This window comes from Streptomyces sp. WAC05374, assembly GCF_004353505.1.
Lineage (GTDB): Bacteria > Actinomycetota > Actinomycetes > Streptomycetales > Streptomycetaceae > Streptomyces.
The window spans coordinates 339,219-361,187 of the sequence record NZ_SMNQ01000004.1 but is presented as its reverse complement, the minus strand read 5'-3'; the positions used below and the strand labels follow the sequence as shown (position 1 = coordinate 361,187).

The window sequence follows — 21,969 nt, the reverse complement described above, 5'->3', positions numbered from 1 at the left end:
CCCGGCGATCCGGCCCGACCAGCCGCCCAGGACCCGGTCCCGCGCGTCCGGCCGCGCCCGTCCGGAGGCGGTCTCCGCCCGTACGGTCACGGCCGCGCTCAGGGAGACGGCAAGGAGGGGGAGGGCACGACGGCCCCGCCACCCGCCCGTACGGCCTCCACCACGGCCTCGTGCAGATCCCTGCTGTCCTTCTCCGAACCGCACGGCACGGGGCTGCCCGTCATGGTGAACCAGTCGGACGCCCCGCTGTACTGGACGGCGATCTGTGCCTCGCCGCCCGCGAATGTGGTGTGCACGGTGACATTTCCCGTGACGATTCCGAGCTCGTCGGTCCGAACCCCGCCACGCCCCGTGTACACATCGGTCGTCGTCCACGATGCCCACGTCATGATGGCAGCGTCACACGAATGGCCCATGCCCGCGACTCGGGCGGCAGGCGCTTCGAAAATCCGTGGCGCTCGAACACGTGCCTGCCTAGAGTCGTGGACGTCCAGGTGCGAAGGCAGGACCTACTTCCACTCATCATGGGGCGGCCGCGGGTTCGAGTCCCGTCATCGGCTTCGGGCCGGTGTAGCTCAGCAGGTAGAGCACCTTTGTCGGTTCCGCCGGCCCTGAACTCTGGACACCTGTACACCACGCACCTCCCGGTGCGCGGGCCACGGCTCCTTCTTTCCCTGAAACGACGCCGCGGCCACCTTGATCTCGGGAGGCGTGGTGGACGGGGGCCCGGTGCGCGGGCGACGGGAACTTCGAGGGGACAGCAGGTCGCGGGTCGAATCCCGCCTCCGGCGCACGCCGGTGTGGCTCAGCGGTGAGAGCGGCCGTTGTGACGACCGTCGCCGGCTTGTCGACCCCGGGCCCTCCCTCCACCGCGCGTCCCCACCGAATTCGGGGGGATTCACATGGCACGTTTCAACATCCGCCGGGCCGCGACGGCCGCCGGCCGCGCGGTCTCGCCCGTCCGGTCGACCGCGCCCACCACCACCCACCAGGGCGGCGCCGGTGTGCTGCGCGACCCGCGTTCCGAGCTGTTCCTGCTCGCCGTCGCCAACTTCGTCACCCAGACGACCTTCTACGAGTCCGGCGGCGCCCGCGACGACCGGTTCAGCGCGCTCGTCCGCGAGCTCGCCGTCGAGGACCCCGAGTGGACCGCCGGCCTGCTGCGCTGGCTGCGCGGTGAGGGCAACATGCGGACCGCCTCGATCGTCGGCGCCGCCGAGTACGTCAAGGCACGCCTGGAGGCCGGCGCCGGTGACGGGCCCACGGGCCGCCAGGTCGTCGCCTCCGTCCTCCAGCGCGCGGACGAGCCCGGTGAGCTGCTGGGCTACTGGACCTCCCGGTACGGGCGCAACGTGCCCAAGCCCGTCAAGCGGGGCGTCGCGGACGCCGTCCGGCGCCTGTACACCGCCCGGTCGCTGCTCAAGTACGACACGGCCGGCAAGGACTACCGCTTCGGCGACATCCTCAACCTGGTGCACGCCTCGCCCGACCCGGCGAAGCAGCCGTGGCAGGGCGAGCTGTTCCGGTACGCCCTGGACCGCCGCCACCACCCCGAGACCGCGCTCACGCCCGCCTCCAGCCGGATGCTCACCGCCCACCGGGCGCTGATGGAGCTGCCGGTCGCCGAGCGGCGAGCCGTGGTCACCGGCCCGGACGGCGCGGCGCGGCTGGCGGAGGCCGGCATGACCTGGGAGGCCCTGGCCGGCTGGCTCCAGGGCCCGCTGGACGCGGCCGCCTGGGAGGCCGTCATCCCCTCCATGGGCGTCATGGCGCTCCTGCGCAACCTGCGGAACTTCGACGAGGCGGGCGTGAGCGACGAGGTCGCGGCGCGCGTCGCGGCGAAGCTCTCCGACCCGGGGACCGTCGCCGCGTCGCGCCAGTTCCCGTTCCGCTATTTGGCCGCGTACCAGCACGCGCCCTCGCTGCGCTGGTCGTACCCCCTGGAGCGGGCCCTCGGCCACTCGCTGGCCAACGTCCCGGAGCTCCCCGGCCGCACCCTGGTCCTGGTGGACCGCTCCGGCTCCATGTGGGCGCCGCTGTCGCAGCGCTCCCGGCTGAACCGCGCCGACGCGGCCGCCGTCTTCGGCACGGCGGTGGCCATGCGCGCCGCCGACGCCGACCTGGTGGAGTTCGGCACGAGCAGCGCCCCCGTGCCCCACCGGGCGGGCGAGTCCGTCCTCACGGTGCTGGGCCGCTTCCACCAGTTGGGCGGCACCAACACGACCGAGGCGGTACGCGCCCACTACCGCGGCCACGACCGGGTGCTGATCGTCACCGACGAGCAGGCCTCCTTCAGCCACTACGGCAACCCCGTGCGGCAGGTCCCGCCGCACGTGCCGGTCTACACGTGGAACCTGGCGGGCTACCGCCCTGGCCACGCCCCCTCCGGCAACGCCGGCAGGCACACCTTCGGCGGACTGACGGACACGGCGTTCCGGATGGTACCGCTGCTGGAAGCGGGGCGAAGCGCCCACTGGCCGTGGTCGGCGGCGGCCTGACCAGCGGGTCCGTACGCCGGACAGGGGTGGCACAGCGTCTCACCCTCCGGATAGGGTCGGCTCGGCGCGACTGCCTGTTCGAAAGCAAGGGATGCAAGGGTGACGGACGGAGCAGTAACTGAGGCCGCGCGCGTGCTCGTCGCGGCTGACAAGTTCAAAGGTTCGCTCACGGCCGTACAGGTCGCGGAGCGGGTGACGGCCGGGCTCCGGCACGTCGTCCCCGGGCTCGAGGTGGAGACCCTGCCCGTGGCCGACGGCGGTGACGGCACGGTCGCCGCCGCGGTGGCCGCCGGGTTCGAACGGCGTGAGGTACGGGTCACCGGCCCGCTCGGCGCGCCGGTGACCGCCGCGTACGCACTGCGCGACGGGACGGCCGTGGTGGAGATGGCCGAGGCCTCGGGTCTCCAGCTCCTCCCGGAGGGCGTCTTCGCACCGCTCACGTCCACCACGTACGGCTCCGGCGAGCTGCTGCGCGCCGCGCTGGACGCGGGCGCCCGCACCATCGTCTTCGGCGTGGGCGGCAGCGCGACCACGGACGGCGGCGCCGGCATGCTGGCCGCGCTGGGCGCCCGGTTCCTGGACAAGGACGGCGAGCCCGTCGGGCCGGGCGGCGGGGGCCTGCGGGACCTCGCGACCGCCGACCTGTCGGGCCTCGACACCCGCTTCGCGGACGTGGACCTCGTCCTCGCCAGCGACGTGGACAACCCGCTGACCGGCCCGAAGGGCGCGCCCGCGGTGTACGGGCCGCAGAAGGGCGCCTCGCCGGAGGACGTGGCGGAGCTGGACGCCGCCCTGGCCCACTTCGCGGCCGTCCTCGCCGGCGCGATCGGCCCCAGGGCCACCGAGCTGGCCGAGTCGCCGGGCGCCGGCGCGGCGGGCGGCATCGGGTACGGGGCGCTCGTCGCCCTGGGCGCGAGCTTCCGCCCCGGCATCGAGGTCATGCTGGACGTCCTGGGCTTCGCCCCGGCCCTGTCCCGCGCCACGCTGGTCATCACCGGCGAGGGTTCCCTCGACGAGCAGACCCTGCACGGCAAGGCACCGGCCGGCGTCGCGGCGGCGGCCCGCGCGGCGGGCATCGAGGTCGTCGCGGTCTGCGGCCGCCTCGCCCTGCCGCCCGAGGCCCTGGGCAGGGCCGGCATCCGCCGCGCCTACGCCCTGACCGAGCTGGAGCCGGACCCGGCCAGGTCCATGGCCGAGGCCGGCCCGCTGCTGGAGCGCCAGGCGGCGAACATCGCCCGCGACTTCCTGTCGTAGGAGCGTCGCGACCCGCTTCCGGATCCCCCCGCACCGACGGGTGCGGGGGGATCCCGTCGTTTCCAGCGGCCCCCGGTGAGCCTGGCCGGTGTCGCCGCCCTCGGCCCGGCCCCGGCCCGCCGGCTGCCGCTCACGGGCCCGAGTGCCCCGCCGTCAGCCGGAAGGCGTCCAGAGCCAGCGTCATCTCCGTCAGGTCCCGCGGCCGGGAGAGCGACCGGGACGTGAGCTGCTCCAGGCGGCGGAGGCGGTTGAACACCGTGTTCCGGTGGCAGTACAGGCGGGCCGCCGCCCTGCCCGCCGAGCCCTCGCAGTCGAGCCACACGTCCAGCGTCTCCATCAGCACCGCCCGGTCCGCCGGGTCCAGCTCCAGCAGAGCGCCCAGCACCTCCGCGACCAGCAGGGACGACAGCTCCGGCTGGCTCACCACCAGCGCGCCGGGCATCCGGCGGTCCAGCCGGACGATCGCGGGCGCCTCGGCCGGGCACGTACGCAGGGCCAGTTCGGCCAGGCGGCGCGCCCGGCCGAGCTCCGTCAGGCCCACCACCACCGGGCTGATCCCGCCCGGCCCCGGGCACCGGCCCGCCATCAGCTCCGCCAGCGCGTCGAGCCCCGTGCCCTCGTCCAGCGACACCACGCCGACCTCGCAGTCGGTCCGCATGCGCCACACGAACCGCAGCCCCTCCGCCGCCAGCCGCCGGTGCGTCAGGTCCCGCCTGGCGGTGCGCAGCACCACCACCGCGTAGCGCCCCCGCTCCGGCAGGTCCAGCCCCGCCGCCGCCCGCGCCGCCACCTCCGCCGACCGGCCGCCCTCCAGCAGCGCGTCGAGCAGCGCCTGGAGCTGCTCGTCGGTACGGCGCCGCAGCTCCAGCTCCGTCACCCGGTACGCCTCCGAGGCCGTGTCCGCCTGGGTGTCCACCGCCGACCACACCATCGTCGCCGCCTGCATCAGCGCCGCGAGCCGCCGCGCGTCGGCCCCGGCGTCCTCCAGCAGCGTGTCCCACACCAGGTGCCCGGCCAGCCGGTAGGCGTGCACCACCAGCTCCAGCGGCAGCCCCTGTTCCGCCCGCCGCCGCCCCAGCCACTCCGCGTGCTCCAGGTCGCGGCGCGGTGCCGCCCTCGGCGCCGAGATCATCTCGATGCCGATCCGCATCGCGTCCCGCGCCTCCTGCCAGTGCTGGTCGTAGCCGATGACCCGCCCGTAGGCGGGGGAGTACGCGTGCAGCTCCCGCACGTGCTCGTCCACCAGTTCCGGCAGCCGCTCGAGCAGCGCCGTACACGCCCGGCCGAGCAGCTTCCAGTCGTCTCCGCTACGCGGTCCACGGGCTCCCATGGCCCGGAGGATGCCACCTTCGCCCCCGGTCCGGCACGCCCCTGACACGCGGTCTTGTGCGCGTGCACAACCCGCCGCCACGCCCGCTGGGCACCGGCAGCGATTCCCGCCGCGAACGTGGACGTGCGGCCGGGCCCGGTGCTGGGGTGAGCGCCACCGAACAGACAGACGAGGGGAAATCCATGAGCGCTGCCGCCCTGCACGTGCGGGGGCTGACAGCCGGGTACGGTCCGGTGACCGCCCTGCGTGACGTTTCGCTGGACGTACCGGAGGGCGCCTGCGTCGCCGTCCTCGGCGGCAACGGTGCCGGCAAGTCCACGCTGCTGCGCGCCCTGTCGCGCACGCTCGCGTTCCACGGCGGCGCGGCCCGCGCGGGCACCGTCACCTTCGCCGGCCGCCCGCTGCACGGCCTGCCGCCCGACCGGATCGTCGTCGCCGGGCTGTGCCACGTCCCCGAAGGACGCCAGGTGTTCGCCCGCATGACGGTCGAGGACAACCTCCGCGCCGGCGCGCTCACCGCCGCCCGCAGCGGACGGGCCGCCGCCCTGGCCCGCGTCCACGAACTGTTCCCCGTCCTCGCCGACCGCGCCCGCCAGCGCGCCGGCCTGCTGTCCGGCGGTGAACAGCAGATGCTCGCCGTCGGCCGCGCCCTGATGGCCTCCCCGCGCCTGCTGCTGCTCGACGAGCCGTCCCTCGGCCTCGCCCCGCTGATGGCCGCCCGGATCGCCGACACCGTCCGCGAGATCAACGCCCAGGGCACCTCCGTCCTGCTCGTCGAGCAGAACGCCGCCCTCGCGCTGCGCCTCGCCTCCCACGCGTACGTCCTGGAGGTGGGCGAGGTCGCGGCCGAGGGACCCGCGGCGGAACTGGCCGCCTCCGACGAGGTGCGCCGCCGCTACCTCGGCGTCGTCGACGAACAGGCCGCCGCCGACTCCGCACCCGCCCGGGTCCCCCACCTTGCCCGCTGGGAGGACGCATGACGACCCTCGACGTCCGCGGCCTCACCGTCCGCTTCGCCGGCCTCACCGCACTCGACCAGGTGGGCTTCACCGTCGAGCCGGGCACCGTCCACGCCGTCATCGGCCCCAACGGCGCCGGCAAGTCCACCACCTTCAACGTGCTGTCCGGCGTCTACCGCGCCACCTCCGGCAGCGTCCGGTTCGACGGCCACGAGCTGACCGGACTGCCCCCGCACCGCATCGCCGCCCTCGGCGTCGCCCGGATCTTCCAGAACCTCGCCCTGCCTCCGTACGCCACCGTCGCCGAGGCGCTGATGCTGGGCCGCCACCGCCTCACCCGCGCGGGCTTCCTCGCCACCGGACTGCGGCTGCCGTCCGCCGCCCGCGAGGAGGCCCGCCACCGCGCCCGCGTGCGCGAGATCGCCGACTTCGTGGGCCTCGCCGACAAGCTGGACCACCCGGCGGCCTCCCTCCCGTACGGCCAGCAGAAGCTCGCCGAACTGGCCCGCGCCCTGTGCATGGAGCCCAGGCTCCTCCTGCTCGACGAACCGGTCGCCGGCATGACCGGCGACGAACGCCGCCGCACCGCGGCCGTCATCGCGGGCGTCCGCGACAGCCTCGGCATCTCCGTCGTCCTCGTCGAGCACGACATGGGCGTGGTGATGCGCCTCGCCGACCACGTGACCGTCCTCGACTTCGGCCGCCGCATCGCGGACGGCGCCCCCGCCGACGTACAGAGCGACCCGGCCGTCGTCCGCGCCTACCTCGGACAGGAGACCGCCGAGTGACCACCTTCGCCGAACTCCTCCTGGGCGGAGTGGCCCTCGGGTCCGTCTACGCCCTCATCGCCCTCGGCTTCGTGATCATCTTCCGCGCCACCGAGGTCGTCAACTTCGCGCACGCCTCCCTGCTCCTCGCGGGCGGGTACGTCACCGCCGTCCTCCACGAGCGTCTCGGCTTCTGGCCGGCGCTCGCCGCCGGCGTCGCGGGCGCCGCGCTCGTCGGCGCCGCCGTCGAGTTCCTGGTGATACGCCGCTACCGGGGGCGGGACCACAGCGTGCTGGCCATCGTCACGATCGGCGTCGACATCCTGCTGACCACCGAACTCACCCGCCGCATCGGCACGGACGTGCTCTCCCTCGGCGACCCCTGGGGGGACGCGGTCGTCACCATCGGGTCCGTCACCGTCGCCCAGACGCGGATCGCCGCGTTCCTCGCCGCCGCGCTGCTGATCACCGCGTTCCTGCTGGCCTTCCGGTTCACCTCCTGGGGCGTCGCCATGCGCGCCGCGGCGGAAAGCCCCCCGACGGCCGCCCTGATGGGCGTCCGGCTCGGCCGGGTCTCGCTCGGCGCGTGGGCCGTCGCGGGCGGGCTCGCCGCCGTCGCGGCGCTCTTCCTCACCGTCTTCCCGACACCCGGGCTGGAGCGCTCCACCTCCCTCGCCGCCCTCAAGGCCTTCCCCGCCGCCATCCTCGGCGGACTCGACTCCACCACCGGGGCGCTCGTCGGCGGACTGCTCGTCGGCATCACCGAGTCCCTCGCCACCGGCTACCAGGGCGACCTGACCTTCCTCGGCCGCGGCATCGGCGACCTGGCGCCCTACCTCGTCATGGTCGCGGTCCTGCTGATCCGCCCCGCCGGACTCTTCGGCACCAAGGAGCTCGCCCGTGTCTGAGACCTTCTCGAAGAGGCTCACCCGGCCCCGTACGCTCCTGTGGGCGCTCGGCGCCGTCCTCCTCCTCGCCCTGCCCTTCTACCTCGAACGCTTCTGGCTCCAGGCCGGGCTGTTCGCGATGGCCGCCGCCATCGGCGCGATCGGCATCAACCTGCTGACCGGCGCCACCGGCCAGTTGTCCATGGGGCACGCCTTCTTCCTCGCCGCCGGCGCGTACGGCTACTGCGCGTTCGCCGGCGACGGGAGCGACGGACTGAGCGGCCTCGGCCTGCCCGGCTGGCTCGCCGCGGTGGGCGCGGTCGCCCTGGCGGGCGTGGCGGGCGGCCTGTTCAGCCCGATCGCGGGCCGGCTGCGCGGCGCGTACCTCGGCATCGCCACCCTGGCACTGATCTTCATCGGCCAGCACGTGCTGTTCAACGCCCACGACCTGACCGGCGGCTACAACGGCCGCGCCGTCCCGCCGCTGAGCCTGTTCGGCATCACCTTCGACGAGAGCGAACTGCTGGTCGCCCGGGTGCCCTTCGGTGCCGCCGAGAAGCTCTGGTACCTCGGCCTCGCGCTGCTCACCGGCTCCGCCCTGTTCGCCCGCGGCGTGCTGCGCGGCCGGCCGGGACGGGCCCTGAACGCCGTCCGCGACCACCGCGTGGCGGCCGGCGTCCTCGGCATCCCCGTCGCCCGCTACCGCGCCGCCGCGTTCGTGCTGTCGTCCATGTACGCCGGGCTCGCCGGCGTCCTGCTGGCCCTGGTGTTCCAGCGGACCGTGCCGGAGTACTTCGGCATGCTGCTCTCCCTCGAGTACCTCGCCATGATCGTCATCGGCGGCCTGGGCTCGGTGGCGGGCGCGGTCGTCGGGGGCGTCTTCGTCTCCCTGCTGCCGCAGCTCCTCAACCGCTACAGCGACGCGCTGCCCCTGGTGTCCGCCCCCGGAACGGGCGGGATCGCACCCGGCGAGGCGTCGCGCTACCTGTACGGCGCCGCCGTGGTGGCCGTCGTGCTCTTCCTGCCCGGGGGCCTGGTCCGGCCGGCCTCCAGGCGTCCCGCACCACCCTCAGGCACCACAGCGGAGGAACGATGACCATGCGCAGACACCGGCGGCTCGCCGCCGCCCTCACCGCGCTCGTCGCACTGACGGCGGCGGCCGGATGCAGCTCCAAGGCGAAGACCGGCGACGACTCCGGCGGGCAGGGCGCCGACGGGGTGAGGGCCGGCAAGGGCGTCGACGCCAGGACGATCCGGCTCGGCGTCCTCACCGACATGACCGGGGTGTACGCCACCCTCGGCAAGAGCGTCACCCAGGCCCAGCAGCTCTACGTGAAGCAGATGAACGCCGCGGGCGGCGTGTGCGGGCGCACGGTGGAGCTGACCGTCCGCGACCACGGCTACGACCCGCAGAAGGCGCTCGCCGCCTACACCGAACTGGAGCCCGAGGTGCTGGGCTTCCCCCAGTTCATCGGCTCGCCGTTCGTCGCGGCCGTCAAACAGCGCGTCGACGGGCAGGACAAGGGTCTCGTCCTGCCCCAGGCCTGGTCGGCCTCCCTGCTGGGCAGCGAGCACATCCGGGTGATCGGCTCGACGTACGACATCGAGACGATCAACGCGGTGGACTTCCTGCTGAAGGAGAAGGGGCTGAAGAAGGGCGACAGGCTCGGCCACGTCTACTTCGAGGGCGACTACGGCGAGAACGCGCTCAAGGGCTCGAAGTACGCGGCGGGGAAGGCGGGGCTCACGGTCGTCGAGCAGAAGATCAAGCCGACCGACAACGACATGTCGGCGCAGGTCGCCGCCCTCAAGCAGGCCGGGGTGAAGGCGATCGTCATCAGCGCCGGTCCGCGCCAGGCCGCCTCGCTCGTCGGCGTGGCCGCCGCGGTGAAGCTTACCGTCCCGGTGATCGGCAACAACTCGGCCTTCGCCCCGCAACTGCTGGCCACCCAGGCGGGGCCGGCGCTGGAGCGCATGTACCACGTGGCCACGCCCAGCCTGCCGATCGGCGCCGACACCCCGGTCGCCAGGAAGCTGGTCGCCGACTACCGGGCGGCCTACCCCGAGGACGCCCTCGACAACGGCGTCGTCGCCGGCTGGTCGGCCGCCCAGGTCTTCGGCGAGGCCCTGAAGAAGGCGTGCGCGGCCAAGGACCTGACCCGCGAGGGCGTCGGCAGGGCGCTGCTGACGCTGGACTCCCACGACGCGGGCTTCGGCATGACGCACGACTTCTCCGACCCCCAGGCGCCCTCCTCCCGGCAGAGCGCCATCATCCGGCCCGACAAGTCCGTCCCCGGGGGCGCCCGGGTGGCGCGCGGCCCGCAGGTCTCCGACGCGGCCGAGACCTTCACACCGGGTGGCTGAGCGGAAGGGATGACCCCGTCATACCGGCGAAACGCCGCCGTGTGAAGCTCTGATCATGAGCGACGACCTTCGCACCGAGTACCGGATCGAGCCCCTCACCGCCCAGCAGGTCCACGACCGGGCGGCCGAGGGGCTCGCCCTGTTGCTGCGGGACGCCGTCGACGGCGGTGCCTCCGTCGGCTTCCTGGCCCCGCTCGGCCACGCCGAGGCGGCCGCCTGGTGGCGCGGCGTGGCCCGGCAGGCCACCGAGGGCGTGCGGAGCGTCTGGGCGGCGTACGGGCCCGGCGGAGCCCTCTCGGGCGTGATCACCCTCGTCCGCGCGAGCATGCCGAACCAGCCGCACCGCGGCGACATCGCCAAGCTGCTGGTCCACCGCGACGCCCGCGGCCGGGGGCTGGGCTCCCGGCTGCTCGCGGCGGCCGAGGCGGGGGCGAGGGAGGAGGGCCTCACGCTGCTGGTGCTGGACACCGAGACCGGCAGCGCCGCGGAGGGCCTGTACCGCAAGGCGGGCTGGACGCGCGCCGGGACGATCCCGGACTACGCCCTCGACCCGTCCGGCACCCCGCACCCGACGACGTACTACTACAAGCGGCTGACCCGGGGCTGAGGACGCGGAAGGGCCCGGGCGCTTCCCCGAAGCACCCGGGCCCTTACCTCATCCATGTCCCTGCCGTGCGGCTACGGGAGCTGTGCCGCCCGCGCCTCCCGGCTCTCGCGCCGGTTGTCACGGAAGGTGTTCACGCGCCGGGCCGTCGCGAAGAGGGGGATCACGGCGCCCAGCACCACCTGGAGCGCGCAGCCCGTCTGGAGCAGGAGCTGGCCGCCCGGGGCGTCGAACGCCCAGGCCGCCAGCAGCCCCATCGCGCCGACGATCCAGCTCAGCATCGCCACCGCGAGGACACCCCGCGGCTTGGGGTACTCGACCCGGCTCACCATCAGCCACGCCGTACCGATGATCGCCAGCAGCGTCGGGATGAACGGCAGCTCCAGCAGCACGATCGAGACGACCGTCAGCGCGCCGAAGGGGGACGGCATGCCCTGGAACATGCCGTCCTTCATGGTCACGCAACTGAATCTGGCCAGCCGCAGCACCACCGCCAGCAGCACCACGATCGCCGCCACCGCGGAGACCCGCTGGTGCGCGTCGTCCGCGACCATCCCGTACACGAGCACGAAGTAGGCCGGGGCCAGACCGAAGCTGATCAGGTCCGACAGGTTGTCGAGCTCGGCTCCCATCGGCGAGCTGCGCAGCTTGCGCGCCACGAGCCCGTCGAAGAGGTCGAACACGGCCGCGCAGAGCATCAGGATCACGGCGGTCGCGGCGGAGTGCCGCGCCATGCCGGTCTCGTCACTCCCCGTGAGGTGCGGGATCAGGATGCCGGTGGTGGTGAAGTACACCGCCATGAAGCCGCAGGTGGCGTTGCCCAGCGTGAGGGTGTCCGCTATTGAGAGACGCAGCGACAGCGGCATCTCCTCGGCTTCCTCGGCGATGTCCGCCTCGGCGTCGGCGACCCAGTCGGCGGCCCGTGTGTCGGGATCAATCACGGTCAATTCGAGTCACCCCCGCGGTCGTGGTCTGACCGACCTCGACAGCGACGTCGACACCTTCCGGAAGGTAGATGTCAACGCGCGATCCGAAGCGGATCAGACCGATGCGCTCGCCCTGCTCGACCTTGGTCCCCTGGGGGATGTACGGCACGATGCGGCGGGCGACCGCACCCGCGATCTGCACCATCTCGATGTCGCCGAGCTCGGTGTCGAAGTGCCAGACAACGCGCTCGTTGTTCTCGCTCTCCTTGTTGAACGCCGGCACGAAACCGCCCGGCACGTGCTCGACGGACGTCACCGTGCCCGCGAGCGGGGCGCGGTTGACGTGGACGTTCAGCGGGCTCATGAAGATGGCGACCCGGGTGCGACCGTCCTTCCACGGCATGATGCTCTGCACCACACCGTCGGCGGGCGAGATGACCCTGCCCTGCGCGATCTCGCGCTCGGGGTCGCGGAAGAACCACAGCATGCCCGCCGCCAGAGCGGTGGTGGGCACAGCGATGGCCGCTGCGCGCTTGGAACGGCGCGAGCGGGCAAGACTGAGTGCGGCGGTGGCGACGGTCGGCAGAAGCCACGGCGATGCTCCGCGAGCGATACGTACGCCAAGGAGGCTGTCGCGAGGTGCAGAGGTTTGGCTGTGGGGCATGGATGACCTTCGTAGCGGATGATGCCGCGCGGATGCGGGGGACGGCGGCTTTTCGGCGATGCTATCGGTTGCGGGCGGCAACTGGGCAAGCCAGAAGCCGAGTCGGCGGCCGGAAGACGATGACAGGGTGTGATCTTCTTCGCGGCCGAACCGACTCAAAAGCGACAATCACCCCTGGAATCGGTACTCCTCGAGCAACCGACGCCCAATGATCATTTTCTGGATCTCGGCGGTACCTTCGCCGATGAGCAGCATGGGTGCCTCCCGGTAGAGACGCTCGATCTCGTACTCCTTCGAGAACCCGTAGCCGCCATGGATACGGAAGGCGTCCTCGACGACCTCCTTGCAGTATTCGGACGCGAGGTACTTCGCCATCCCTGCTTCGAGGTCGTTTCGCTCCCCGGAGTCCTTTTTGCGTGCTGCGTTCACCATCATGGCATGAGCGGCCTCGACCTTGGTAGCCATTTCGGCCAGCTTGAACTGGATCGCCTGGTGCTGGGCGATCGGCTTGCCGAAAGTGTGGCGTTGCTGGGCATACGAGATGCCCAGCTCGAACGCACGCTGTGCCACGCCGCAACCACGTGCCGCTACGTTCACGCGGCCGACCTCGACGCCGTCCATCATTTGGTAAAACCCTCGGCCGGTGACCCCGCCGAGGACACGATTGGCCGGAATGCGCAGTCCGTCCATGATGAGTTCGGTGGTGTCGACCCCCTTGTAACCCATCTTGTCGATCTTCCCGGGGATGGTCAGGCCGGGCCGGACCTCTCCGAAGCCGGGCTCCTTCTCGACCAGGAAGGTCGTCATCGACTTGTGGGGCGCGCTGCCCTCGGGGTGTCCTTCGTCACTTCGGACGAGAACGGCGACGAGCGTTGACGTGCCGCCGTTCGTCAGCCACATCTTCTGGCCGTTCAGGACGTACTCGTCGCCGTCCTTGACCGCCTTGGACGTGATGGCCGACACATCCGACCCGAGGGCCGGCTCCGACATCGAGAACGCGCCGCGCACCTCGCCGGCCGCCATCCGGGGCAGGAAGGTGTCCTTCTGCTCCTGCGTGCCGTGCTGCTTGAGCATGTACGCGACGATGAAGTGGGTGTTGATGATGCCGGAGACCGACATCCAGCCGCGCGCGATCTCCTCCACGCACAGCGCGTACGTGAGGAGGGACTCGCCCAGACCCCCGTACTCCTCCGGGATCATCAGCCCGAAGACACCCAGCTCCTTGAGCCCGTCGACGATCTCCTGCGGGTACTCGTCACGGTGCTCCAGCTCCGTCGCGACCGGAATGATCTCCTTGTCCACGAAGTCCCGGACCGTGGACAGGATCTCCTGCTGGACGTCGGTCAGACCGTGGGTCTGCGCGAGTCGGGCCATGGCTACTTCTCCTGCGCCTTCAGTTCCGGGCGGCCGGGCTGCTCGCCGCCGCGCTCCTTGATGTACGTCTCGGTGGGGACCATCACCTTGCGGCGGAACACGCAGACCAGGGTGCCGTCCTGCTTGTAGCCCTTGGTCTCGACGTACACGATCCCGCGGTCGCTCTTCGACTTCGACGGAGTCTTGTCGAGGACGGTGGTCTCGCCGTAGATGGTGTCGCCGTGGAAGGTCGGCGCCACGTGCCGCAGCGACTCGATCTCCAGGTTGGCGATCGCCTTGCCGGAGACGTCCGGCACGGACATGCCCAGCAGCAGCGAGTAGATGTAGTTGCCCACGACGACGTTCTTCCCGAAGTCCGTCGTCTTCTCCGCATAGTTGGTGTCCATGTGGAGGGGGTGGTGGTTCATGGTGAGCAGACAGAAGAGGTGGTCGTCGTACTCGGTGACCGTCTTCCCGGGCCAGTGCTTGTAGACCGCGCCGACCTCGAACTCCTCATAGGTGCGTCCGAACTGCATGGTGCTCAGGCCTCCGGGGCTTCGAACTTCGAGGTACGGGTCATGCCGGCGGCGCGGCCCTTGCCGGAGATGACCAGGGCCATCTTGCGGCTGGCCTCGTCGATCATCTCGTCGCCGAGCATCGCCGAGCCCTTCTTGCCGCCCGCCTCGGACGTGTAGTACTCGTACGCGTCCAGGATCAGCTCGGCGTGGTCGAAGTCCTCCTGCGAGGGCGAGAAGACCTCGTTGGCGGCGTCGACCTGGCCCGGGTGCAGCACCCACTTGCCGTCGAAGCCGAGCGCGGCCGCGCGGCCGGCCACCGCGCGGAAGCCGTCCACGTTCTTGATCTGGAGGTACGGGCCGTCGATCGCCTGGAGGTCGTTGGCGCGCGCCGCCATGAGGATCTTCATCAGGATGTAGTGGTACGCGTCGGCCGGGTAGCCGGGCGGCTGCTCGCCGACGACCAGCGACTTCATGTTGATGGAGGCCATGAAGTCCGCCGGGCCGAAGATGATCGTCTCGATGCGCGGCGAGGCCTGGGCGATCGCGTTGACGTTGTTGAGGCCCTGGGCGTTCTCGATCTGCGCCTCGATGCCGATGCGGCCGACCTCGAAGCCCATCGTCTTCTCGATCTGCGTCAGCAGCAGGTCCAGCGCCACGACCTGCTCGGCGTTCTGGACCTTCGGCAGCATGATGCAGTCCAGGTTCGGACCCGCGCCCTCGACGACGGTGACGACGTCGCGGTAGGTCCACTCCGTCGTCCAGTCGTTGACCCGCACGACCCTGGTCTTGCCCGTCCAGTCACCCTCGTTGAGGAACTTGACGATGGTGTGCCGGGCCTCCGGCTTGGCCAGCGGCGCGCACGCGTCCTCCAGGTCGAGGAAGACCTGGTCCGCGGGCAGGCCCTGGGCCTTCTCCAGGAACCGCGGGTTGGAGCCGGGGACCGCCAGGCAGGAACGGCGCGGGCGGAGACGGTTGACGGTCGTCATGCGGGGACCTCCGTGCTTTCGAGGTGGTTGAGCTTGTTGGCTGTACGGATCTCGTCGACGATACGGCCGATGATCTCCGTGATGCCGAAGTCCTTCGGCGTGAAGACGGCGGCCACTCCGGCCCGCTTCAGTTCGGCGGCGTCGGCGCTCGGGATGATTCCGCCGACGATGACCGGAATGTCGGCGGCGCCGGCCGCGCGCAGCCGGGCCAGCACGTCCGGCACCAGCTCGGCGTGCGACCCCGACAGGATCGACAGCCCCACGCAGTGCACGTCCTCCGCGAGCGCGGCGTTCACGATCTGCTCGGGGGTCAGCCGGATGCCCTGGTAGACCACCTCGAAACCAGCGTCACGCGCGCGTACGGCGATCTGCTCGGCGCCGTTGGAGTGACCGTCCAGGCCCGGCTTGCCGACCAGCAGCCGCAGCCGCCCGGCGCCCAGCTCGTCGGCCGTCCGCGCCACCTTCTCGCGCACGGCGGCCAGTGGGGTGCCCGCCTCGGCGGCGATCGCCACCGGTGCGGACGACACACCCGTCGGCGCCCGGAACTCGCCGAACACGTCCCGCAGCGCCCACGACCACTCGCCGGTGGTGACGCCCGCCCGGGCGCACTCCAGGGTGGCCTCGAACAGGTTGGCGTCCCCGGCGGCGGTGGCCTTGAGGCGGGCCAGCGCCTCCTGGGCGCGGGTCTCGTCACGGTTGTCGCGCCACTCGTGGAGCCCCGCGACCACCCGTGCCTCGTTGGCCGGGTCCACCGTCATGATCGCGGTGTCCAGGTCCGCGGTCAGCGGGTTGGGCTCGGTCGACTCGAAGCAGTTGACGCCGACGATCTTCTCCTCGCCGGCCTCGATCCGGGCCCGCCGCTCGGCGTGCGAGGACACGAGCTGCGACTTGAGGTAGCCGGACTCGACGGCCGCCATCGCGCCGCCCATCTCCTGGATGCGGTCGATCTCCGCCAGGCACTCCTCGACCAGGGCGTCCACCTTGGCCTCGATGACGTGCGAGCCCGCGAAGATGTCCTCGTACTCCAGCAGGTCGCTCTCGTGCGCCAGGACCTGCTGGATGCGCAGGCTCCACTGCTGGTCCCAGGGCCGGGGCAGGCCCAGCGCCTCGTTCCAGGCCGGGAGCTGGACGGCACGCGCGCGTGCGTCCTTCGACAGCGTCACGGCCAGCATCTCCAGCACGATGCGCTGGACGTTGTTCTCCGGCTGCGCCTCGGTCAGGCCGAGGGAGTTGACCTGCACGCCGTAGCGGAAGCGGCGGTGCTTGGGGTCCTCGATCCCGTACCGCTCCCGAGTGATCTTGTCCCAGATGCGGCCGAAGGCGCGCATCTTGCACATCTCCTCGACGAAGCGGACGCCCGCGTTCACGAAGAAGGAGATCCGGGCGACCACATCCCCCCGGCGGTCCGCCGGGACCTGGCCGGAGTCGAACACCGCGTCCAGGACGGCGATGGCCGTGGACATGGCGTACGAGATCTCCTGGACCGGGGTGGCACCCGCCTCCTGCAGGTGGTAGCTGCAGATGTTGATCGGGTTCCACTTGGGGATGTGGTTCACCGTGTAGGTGATCATGTCGGTGGTCAGCCGCAGCGACGGACCGGGCGGGAAGACGTGCGTCCCGCGCGACAGGTACTCCTTGACGATGTCGTTCTGCGTCGTCCCCTGGAGCTTGCCGATGTCCGCGCCCTGCTCCTCGGCCACGACCTGGTACAGCGCCAGCAGCCACATGGCGGTGGCGTTGATGGTCATGGACGTGTTCATCTGCTCCAGGGGGATGTCCTGGAACAGTCGGCGCATGTCACCGAGGTGGGAGACCGGGACCCCGACCCGGCCGACCTCGCCGCGGGCGAGGATGTGGTCGGGGTCGTAGCCGGTCTGCGTCGGGAGGTCGAACGCGACCGACAGGCCGGTCTGGCCCTTGGCGAGGTTGCGGCGGTACAGCTCGTTGGACGCCTCGGCCGTGGAGTGGCCGGCGTACGTCCGCATGAGCCAGGGGCGGTCCTTCTTCCGCTCGGCCGCCGGACGCTCCACGGCCGGACGTTCCGCCGTCGGACGTTCCGTCATCAGATGTTCCGGAAGCGGTTGATGGCGTCGATGTGCTTGTCGCGCATCTCCTGGTTCTTCACGCCCAGGCCCTCCCCGGGGGCCAGGCACAACACGCCGACCTTGCCCTGGTGGAGGTTGCGGTGGACGTCGTACGCGGCCTGGCCGGTGTCGTCCAGCGAGTACACCTTGGACAGGGTGGGGTGGATCTTGCCCTTGGCGATCAGGCGGTTGGCCTCCCAGGCCTCGCGGTAGTTGGCGAAGTGGGAGCCGATGATGCGCTTGAGCGACATCCACAGGTAGCGGTTGTCGTACTCGTGCATGTAGCCCGAGGTGGAGGCGCAGGTGGTGATGGTGCCGCCCTTGCGGGTGACGTAGACCGAGGCGCCGAAGGTCTCCCGGCCGGGGTGCTCGAAGACGATGTCGATGTCCTCGCCGCCGGTGAACTCGCGGATGCGCTTTCCGAAGCGCTTCCACTCCTTGGGGTCCTGGGTGCGCTCGTCCTTCCAGAACTTGTAGCCCTCGGCGCTGCGGTCGATGATCGCCTCGGCGCCCATGGACCGGCAGATGTCCGCCTTCTGCTCGCTGGAGACGACACAGATCGGGTTGGCGCCGCCGGCCAGTGCGAACTGCGTCGCGTAGGAGCCGAGGCCGCCGGAGGCGCCCCAGATGAGGACGTTGTCGCCCTGCTTCATGCCGGCGCCGTTGCGGGAGACGAGCTGGCGGTAGGCGGTGGAGTTCACCAGGCCCGGTGCCGCGGCCTCCTCCCAGCTCAGGTGGTCCGGCTTGGGCATGAGCTGGTTGGACTTGACCAGGGCGATCTCGGCCAGGCCGCCGAAGTTGGTCTCGAAGCCCCAGATGCGCTGCTCGGGGTCGAGCATCGTGTCGTTGTGGCCGTCGCTCGACTCGAGCTCGACGGACAGGCAGTGCGCGACGACCTCGTCGCCGGGCTGCCAGGCGTTGACGCCGGGACCCGTGCGCAGGACGACGCCCGCCAGGTCGGAGCCGATGATGTGGTACGGCAGGTCGTGGCGCTTGGTGAGCTCGGAGAGCTTGCCGTACCGCTCCAGGAAGGAGAAGGTCGAGACCGGCTCGAAGATCGACGTCCACACGGAGTTGTAGTTGACCGAGGACGCCATCACGGCCACCAGGGCCTCGCCCGGGCCGAGCTCGGGCAGGGGCACGGTGTCGACGTGCAGCGACTTGCGCGGGTCCTTCTCCCGGGTGGTGAGACCGGCGAACATCTCGACCTCGTCCTTGTGCACGGTCACCGCGCGGTAGGACTCGGGGAGGGGCAGGGCGGCGAAGTCCGCGGACGTGGTGTCCGACGACTGAATCGCGTCCAGGATTTCCTTCACGGTGTTGCCTCCGGCGAGAAACGTCTTGAGGACAGACGTTGAGGGGAACGTCGGGGAAGTACTGCTGTGGAGGTGTGCCGTCGGTTCGGCCGGGGTGGTGCTGGCAGCGCTGGGTGGTGCGCGGGGGTGCCTGTGACGCAGGCGTCCGGGCGCGCGAGGCGCGATGGCCTTGCGGGGACAGCCGGCGTACGAGAGATCTCTGCACGCCGGCCGCCCGGACAACATCAACGTATGACACCGCGTGCCAGGCCGCAAGACACTGAGTGCCAACAATTTTCCTCAGATGTCATCCGCCGTTCACAGATGAGCGATGATCGATCGACCGGGGGGAGGAAAACGGGCCGAAGAGCAACAGAACGCCCGCTCCTCCCGGCGGACAGCGTCGGGAGGAGCGGGCGTCGACAGGGGGCCGCCGGGGCGGCTCAGCGGGCCTTGAGGGTCTGCTCGATGGTCCGCATGATCTCGTCCAGCGGCGCGTCCGTGCGGGCCACGGTGACCAGCACGTCGCCGGTGGTGCTCGCCGTCGCGGCGGGGGGCTTCGAAGGGGCCGTCGCGCCGGCGGCGCGCCCCGCGCCTATGCCCGTGCCGAACGTGTCCCGCACGATCGCGAAGGCGTGGTCGAGCTGTGCCTCCACGTCCCCCTGGCCACCGGCCCTCAGCCAGCGGCGCAGCACGTGGTTGTGCGCCGTCACCACCGCGGACGCCGCCACCTCCGCCAGCAGCGGGTCGTCATTGCCGTCGTGGTGGTCCCGCTCGTCGAAATGGCCCAGCAGATACCGCGTGAACAGCCGCTCGTAGCGGGCCACCGAGGCGATCTCGCGCTCCCGGAGGGTGGGCACCTCCCGGGTGAGGCGGTACCGCTCCACCGACACCGCGGGGGACGCCGCGTACATCTTCATGACTTCCTTGATCCCCCGGCACACCGTGTCGAGCGGGTGCTCGTGGGCCGGTGCGGCGTTCAGGACCGCCTCCGCCCGCACCAGGGTGTCGTCGTGATCGGGGAAGATCGCCTCTTCCTTGGAGCGGAAGTGGCGGAAGAAGGTGCGCCGGGCGACTCCGGCCGCGGCGGCGATCTCGTCGACCGTCGTCGCCTCGTACCCCTTCGTCGCGAACAGTTCCATGGCGGCGGCGGCCAGTTCGCGGCGCATCTTGAGCCGCTGGGCGGCGGCACGGCTGCCCGCGGCGCTCTCGGGGGCATCGGACGAGGCGGTGGCACGGGAGGGCCGGCGGGCGGAGTCAGCGGGCTGGGACATGACCTGAACGTACTGCATCCGTGCAGGAGACCGCGCCTGTGGGGCCGACCGGGAGGCCGGGCCGCCCGCACCGTCGAGCAGCCCGCCCCACTCCCCGTACGGCTCAGCGCCGGGCATATTCGCGGAAGCCGCGCCCCGTCTTGCGCCCGAGGCAGCCCGCCGCCACCAGGTGCTCCAGGAGCGGCGCCGGGGCCAGCCCCGGATCGCGGAACTCGCGGTGCAGGACCCGCTCGATGGCCAGCGACACGTCCAGCCCGACCACGTCCAGCAGCTCGAAGGGTCCCATCGGGTACCCGCCGCCGAGCTTCATCGCGGCGTCGATGTCGTCGAGCGAGGCGTAGTGCTGCTCGACCATCTTGATCGCGTTGTTCAGGTACGGGAAGAGCAGCGCGTTCACGATGAAACCGGCACGGTCGCCGCAGTCCACCGGGTGCTTGCGGATCCTGGCCGTGACCTCGCGGACGGTGGCGTGGACGTCGTCGCCGGTCAGGACCGTACGCACCACCTCGACCAGCTTCATGGCCGGGGCCGGGTTGAAGAAGTGCATCCCGATCACGTCCTGCGGGCGCGAGGTGGCGCGGGCGCAGGCGACGACGGGCAGGGAGGAGGTCGTGGTGGCCAGCACCGCGCCCGGCTTGCAGACCTTGTCCAGGGTCGCGAAGAGCTGCTGCTTGATCTCCAGGTCCTCGGCGACCGCCTCGACCGCCAGATCGACCTCGGCGAAGGCGTCCAGCGAGCCGGCCGGGGTGATGCGGGCCAGGGTCTCGTCCCGCGCCTCGGCCGTCATCCGCCCCTTGTCGACGGAGCGGGCCAGGGACTTGGCGATCCGCGCCGCGGCCGTCTCCGCCTTCTCCAGGGAACGGGCCGCGAGCACCACGTCGTAACCGGCCTTGGCGAACACCTCCGCGATGCCGCTCGCCATGGTGCCGGACCCGGCGACGCCCACCGAGCGGACCTCGCGGGCCGCCGCGCCCGTACCGGCCGCGTCCAGCGGGGTCAGCGCGTCGCGCACCACCACGCCGCTGCCCGGCGCCTCGTACGTGTAGAAGCCACGCCCCGACTTGCGGCCGGTCAGACCGGCCTCGCTGAGCTGCTTCAGGATCGGCGCGGGCGCGTGCAGCCGGTCGTGGGACTCGGCGTACATGGCGTCGAGCACGGTACGGGCGGTGTCGATGCCGATCAGGTCCAGCAGGGCCAGCGGCCCCATCGGCAGGCCGCAGCCCAGCTTCATGGCGGCGTCGATGTCCTCGCGGGAGGCGTACTTGGCCTCGTACATCGCCGCGGCCTGGTTCAGGTAGCCGAAGAGCAGCCCGTCCGCCACGAATCCGGGCCGGTCGCCCACCGCGACGGGCTCCTTGCCGAGCTGGTGGGCCAGGTCGGTGACGGCGGCGACGGCCTGCGGGGCGGTCAGCACCGAGGAGACCACCTCGACGAGCTTCATCGCCGGCGCGGGGTTGAAGAAGTGCAGGCCGAGCACGCGCTCCGGGTGCGCGGAGTCGGCCGCCAGCCGGGTCACGGACAGGGCGTTCGTGCCGGTGGCGAGGATCGCGCCGGGGCGGACGATGCCGTCCAGCGCCCGGAAGACCTGCTGCTTGACCTCGTACGACTCGGGCACGACCTCGATGACCAGGTCGGCGTCGGCCGCCGCCTGGAGGTCGGAGAAGGTGCGGAAGCGGGCGAGGATGTCGCGCCGCTCCTCCTCGGTGATCCGCTCGCGCGCCACGGAGCGGGCGGTGGCGGCCTCCAGGGTCGTGATCGCGCGGGCGGCGGCGGCCTCACTGATGTCGATGCCGATGACCTCACGGCCGGCCCGGGTCAGGACCTCGGCGATACCGGTGCCCATCGTGCCGAGACCGACGACGGCGATGGTGGAGAGAGGGGTGTCCATCACGGGACTCCAGGGATGAGTGACGACTGATGAGGGTGCGCGCACAGATGCACGGGCGTACGTCCGGGAGGCGGGTACACGGGTGCGGGCGCGTCGCGCGCAGGGCGTGCTGTCGCGGTGAGGAGGACCGACGGACTCTGTCCCGGAGTCACGTCGTACAAGGTGCCGAACCGACAAGGCACTCGCGGCGGCTGCGTCACCAGGCCGCCGTGAGGGGTGCGGGGGGTACCCGCTCACCTGAGATTAACTGGCGGGTAACGAGCGCGCCAGTCCTGGGAAGTGGCCGGAACGTGTGATCTGGATCGCGGTGGCGCTGGA

19 protein-coding genes are annotated in these 21,969 nt (G+C 71.6%); 8 read left to right on the top strand and 11 right to left on the bottom strand.

The window, feature by feature from the left end; genetic code table 11:
- Positions 1 to 98: 98 nt before the first annotated feature.
- Entirely contained in the window at positions 99 to 389 is a 291-nt protein-coding gene (locus tag E2B92_RS12045) for a hypothetical protein (protein ID WP_126884287.1), read from the bottom strand.
- A gap of 513 nt (positions 390 to 902) precedes the next feature.
- On the opposite strand from E2B92_RS12045, the gene E2B92_RS12040 reads away from it, so the two are divergent.
- Positions 903 to 2,498 carry a TROVE domain-containing protein gene (locus E2B92_RS12040; protein ID WP_126884286.1) on the top strand — a complete coding sequence of 532 codons (1,596 nt, stop codon included), beginning with the start codon at positions 903 to 905 and terminating at the stop codon, positions 2,496 to 2,498.
- 99 nt (positions 2,499 to 2,597) lie between these two features.
- Positions 2,598 to 3,752, top strand: a complete 1,155-nt coding sequence (locus E2B92_RS12035; protein ID WP_126884285.1) for a glycerate kinase — start codon at positions 2,598 to 2,600, stop codon at positions 3,750 to 3,752.
- 130 nt (positions 3,753 to 3,882) lie between these two features.
- Here the strand turns inward: E2B92_RS12035 and E2B92_RS12030 are convergent, their stop codons facing one another.
- A complete protein-coding gene (locus tag E2B92_RS12030) occupies positions 3,883 to 5,082 on the bottom strand; it encodes a PucR family transcriptional regulator (RefSeq protein WP_126884284.1) in 1,200 nt (399 codons plus the stop codon).
- 182 nt (positions 5,083 to 5,264) lie between these two features.
- Here E2B92_RS12030 and E2B92_RS12025 point away from each other — a divergent pair, with 182 nt between their 5' ends.
- The 6 genes from E2B92_RS12025 to E2B92_RS12000 are packed head-to-tail and all read left to right on the top strand — an operon-like array spanning position 5,265 to position 10,666.
- Positions 5,265 to 6,062, top strand: coding sequence for an ABC transporter ATP-binding protein (locus tag E2B92_RS12025; RefSeq protein WP_126884283.1), 798 nt, complete (start codon positions 5,265 to 5,267; stop codon positions 6,060 to 6,062).
- A complete protein-coding gene (locus E2B92_RS12020; RefSeq protein ID WP_126884282.1) occupies positions 6,059 to 6,829 on the top strand; it encodes an ABC transporter ATP-binding protein in 771 nt (256 codons plus the stop codon). Before E2B92_RS12025 ends, E2B92_RS12020 begins: the two co-directional genes overlap by 4 nt.
- A complete protein-coding gene (locus tag E2B92_RS12015) occupies positions 6,826 to 7,716 on the top strand; it encodes a branched-chain amino acid ABC transporter permease (RefSeq protein WP_126884281.1) in 891 nt (296 codons plus the stop codon). Before E2B92_RS12020 ends, E2B92_RS12015 begins: the two co-directional genes overlap by 4 nt.
- Positions 7,709 to 8,791: a branched-chain amino acid ABC transporter permease gene (locus tag E2B92_RS12010; RefSeq protein WP_126884280.1), complete on the top strand. Its 1,083-nt coding sequence runs from the start codon at positions 7,709 to 7,711 to the stop codon at positions 8,789 to 8,791. Before E2B92_RS12015 ends, E2B92_RS12010 begins: the two co-directional genes overlap by 8 nt.
- Positions 8,788 to 10,059 (top strand): ABC transporter substrate-binding protein, encoded by a 1,272-nt coding sequence (locus E2B92_RS12005; RefSeq protein ID WP_126884279.1) that lies wholly within the window; start codon positions 8,788 to 8,790, stop codon positions 10,057 to 10,059. The genes E2B92_RS12010 and E2B92_RS12005 overlap by 4 nt, the downstream gene beginning before the upstream one ends.
- Before the next feature lie 55 nt (positions 10,060 to 10,114).
- The gene (locus E2B92_RS12000) at positions 10,115 to 10,666 is read left to right on the top strand and encodes a GNAT family N-acetyltransferase (protein WP_126884278.1); all 552 of its coding nucleotides are present in this window, start codon (positions 10,115 to 10,117) and stop codon (positions 10,664 to 10,666) included.
- Positions 10,667 to 10,737: 71 nt separating this feature from the next.
- On the opposite strand, the gene pssA is transcribed toward E2B92_RS12000, so the two are convergent.
- From pssA to E2B92_RS11955, 9 genes are all read right to left on the bottom strand, one after another.
- Positions 10,738 to 11,604 (bottom strand): CDP-diacylglycerol--serine O-phosphatidyltransferase, encoded by an 867-nt coding sequence (pssA, locus tag E2B92_RS11995; RefSeq protein WP_126884306.1) that lies wholly within the window; start codon positions 11,602 to 11,604, stop codon positions 10,738 to 10,740.
- A complete protein-coding gene (locus tag E2B92_RS11990) occupies positions 11,597 to 12,253 on the bottom strand; it encodes a phosphatidylserine decarboxylase (protein ID WP_126884277.1) in 657 nt (218 codons plus the stop codon). Before E2B92_RS11990 ends, pssA begins: the two co-directional genes overlap by 8 nt.
- 168 nt (positions 12,254 to 12,421) lie before the next feature.
- Positions 12,422 to 13,627: an acyl-CoA dehydrogenase family protein gene (locus E2B92_RS11985; RefSeq protein ID WP_126884276.1), complete on the bottom strand. Its 1,206-nt coding sequence runs from the start codon at positions 13,625 to 13,627 to the stop codon at positions 12,422 to 12,424.
- A gap of 2 nt (positions 13,628 to 13,629) precedes the next feature.
- A complete protein-coding gene (locus tag E2B92_RS11980) occupies positions 13,630 to 14,142 on the bottom strand; it encodes a MaoC family dehydratase (RefSeq protein WP_126884275.1) in 513 nt (170 codons plus the stop codon).
- Positions 14,143 to 14,147: 5 nt separating this feature from the next.
- Positions 14,148 to 15,110 carry an HpcH/HpaI aldolase/citrate lyase family protein gene (locus E2B92_RS11975; protein ID WP_126884274.1) on the bottom strand — a complete coding sequence of 321 codons (963 nt, stop codon included), beginning with the start codon at positions 15,108 to 15,110 and terminating at the stop codon, positions 14,148 to 14,150.
- On the bottom strand, positions 15,107 to 17,095 hold the full coding sequence (locus E2B92_RS11970; protein ID WP_235023796.1) for a protein meaA: 1,989 nt from the start codon (positions 17,093 to 17,095) through the stop codon (positions 15,107 to 15,109). The genes E2B92_RS11975 and E2B92_RS11970 overlap by 4 nt, the downstream gene beginning before the upstream one ends.
- A gap of 77 nt (positions 17,096 to 17,172) precedes the next feature.
- Positions 17,173 to 18,510, bottom strand: a complete 1,338-nt coding sequence (ccrA, locus tag E2B92_RS11965) for a crotonyl-CoA carboxylase/reductase (protein ID WP_126884272.1) — start codon at positions 18,508 to 18,510, stop codon at positions 17,173 to 17,175.
- A gap of 422 nt (positions 18,511 to 18,932) precedes the next feature.
- Positions 18,933 to 19,763: a TetR family transcriptional regulator gene (locus E2B92_RS11960; protein WP_126884271.1), complete on the bottom strand. Its 831-nt coding sequence runs from the start codon at positions 19,761 to 19,763 to the stop codon at positions 18,933 to 18,935.
- Positions 19,764 to 19,866: 103 nt separating this feature from the next.
- Entirely contained in the window at positions 19,867 to 21,651 is a 1,785-nt protein-coding gene (locus tag E2B92_RS11955) for a 3-hydroxyacyl-CoA dehydrogenase family protein (RefSeq protein WP_126884270.1), read from the bottom strand.
- Between the last annotated feature and the right edge of the window lie 318 nt (positions 21,652 to 21,969).

Excerpts from the sequence above, each read along its gene's own strand:
- E2B92_RS12045 (WP_126884287.1), bottom strand. The coding sequence starts at position 389 with ATGACGTGGGCATCGTGGACGACGACCGATGTGTACACGGGGCGTGGC.
- E2B92_RS12040 (WP_126884286.1), top strand. The coding sequence starts at position 903 with ATGGCACGTTTCAACATCCGCCGGGCCGCGACGGCCGCCGGCCGCGCG.
- E2B92_RS12030 (WP_126884284.1), bottom strand. The coding sequence starts at position 5,082 with ATGGGAGCCCGTGGACCGCGTAGCGGAGACGACTGGAAGCTGCTCGGC.
- E2B92_RS12025 (WP_126884283.1), top strand. The coding sequence starts at position 5,265 with ATGAGCGCTGCCGCCCTGCACGTGCGGGGGCTGACAGCCGGGTACGGT.
- E2B92_RS12020 (WP_126884282.1), top strand. The coding sequence starts at position 6,059 with ATGACGACCCTCGACGTCCGCGGCCTCACCGTCCGCTTCGCCGGCCTC.
- E2B92_RS12005 (WP_126884279.1), top strand. The coding sequence starts at position 8,788 with ATGACCATGCGCAGACACCGGCGGCTCGCCGCCGCCCTCACCGCGCTC.
- E2B92_RS12000 (WP_126884278.1), top strand. The coding sequence starts at position 10,115 with ATGAGCGACGACCTTCGCACCGAGTACCGGATCGAGCCCCTCACCGCC.
- E2B92_RS11990 (WP_126884277.1), bottom strand. The coding sequence starts at position 12,253 with ATGCCCCACAGCCAAACCTCTGCACCTCGCGACAGCCTCCTTGGCGTA.
- E2B92_RS11985 (WP_126884276.1), bottom strand. The coding sequence starts at position 13,627 with ATGGCCCGACTCGCGCAGACCCACGGTCTGACCGACGTCCAGCAGGAG.
- E2B92_RS11980 (WP_126884275.1), bottom strand. The coding sequence starts at position 14,142 with ATGCAGTTCGGACGCACCTATGAGGAGTTCGAGGTCGGCGCGGTCTAC.
- E2B92_RS11975 (WP_126884274.1), bottom strand. The coding sequence starts at position 15,110 with ATGACGACCGTCAACCGTCTCCGCCCGCGCCGTTCCTGCCTGGCGGTC.
- E2B92_RS11970 (WP_235023796.1), bottom strand. The coding sequence starts at position 17,095 with ATGCGGACGTACGCCGGCCACTCCACGGCCGAGGCGTCCAACGAGCTG.
- E2B92_RS11960 (WP_126884271.1), bottom strand. The coding sequence starts at position 19,763 with ATGTCCCAGCCCGCTGACTCCGCCCGCCGGCCCTCCCGTGCCACCGCC.
- E2B92_RS11955 (WP_126884270.1), bottom strand. The coding sequence starts at position 21,651 with ATGGACACCCCTCTCTCCACCATCGCCGTCGTCGGTCTCGGCACGATG.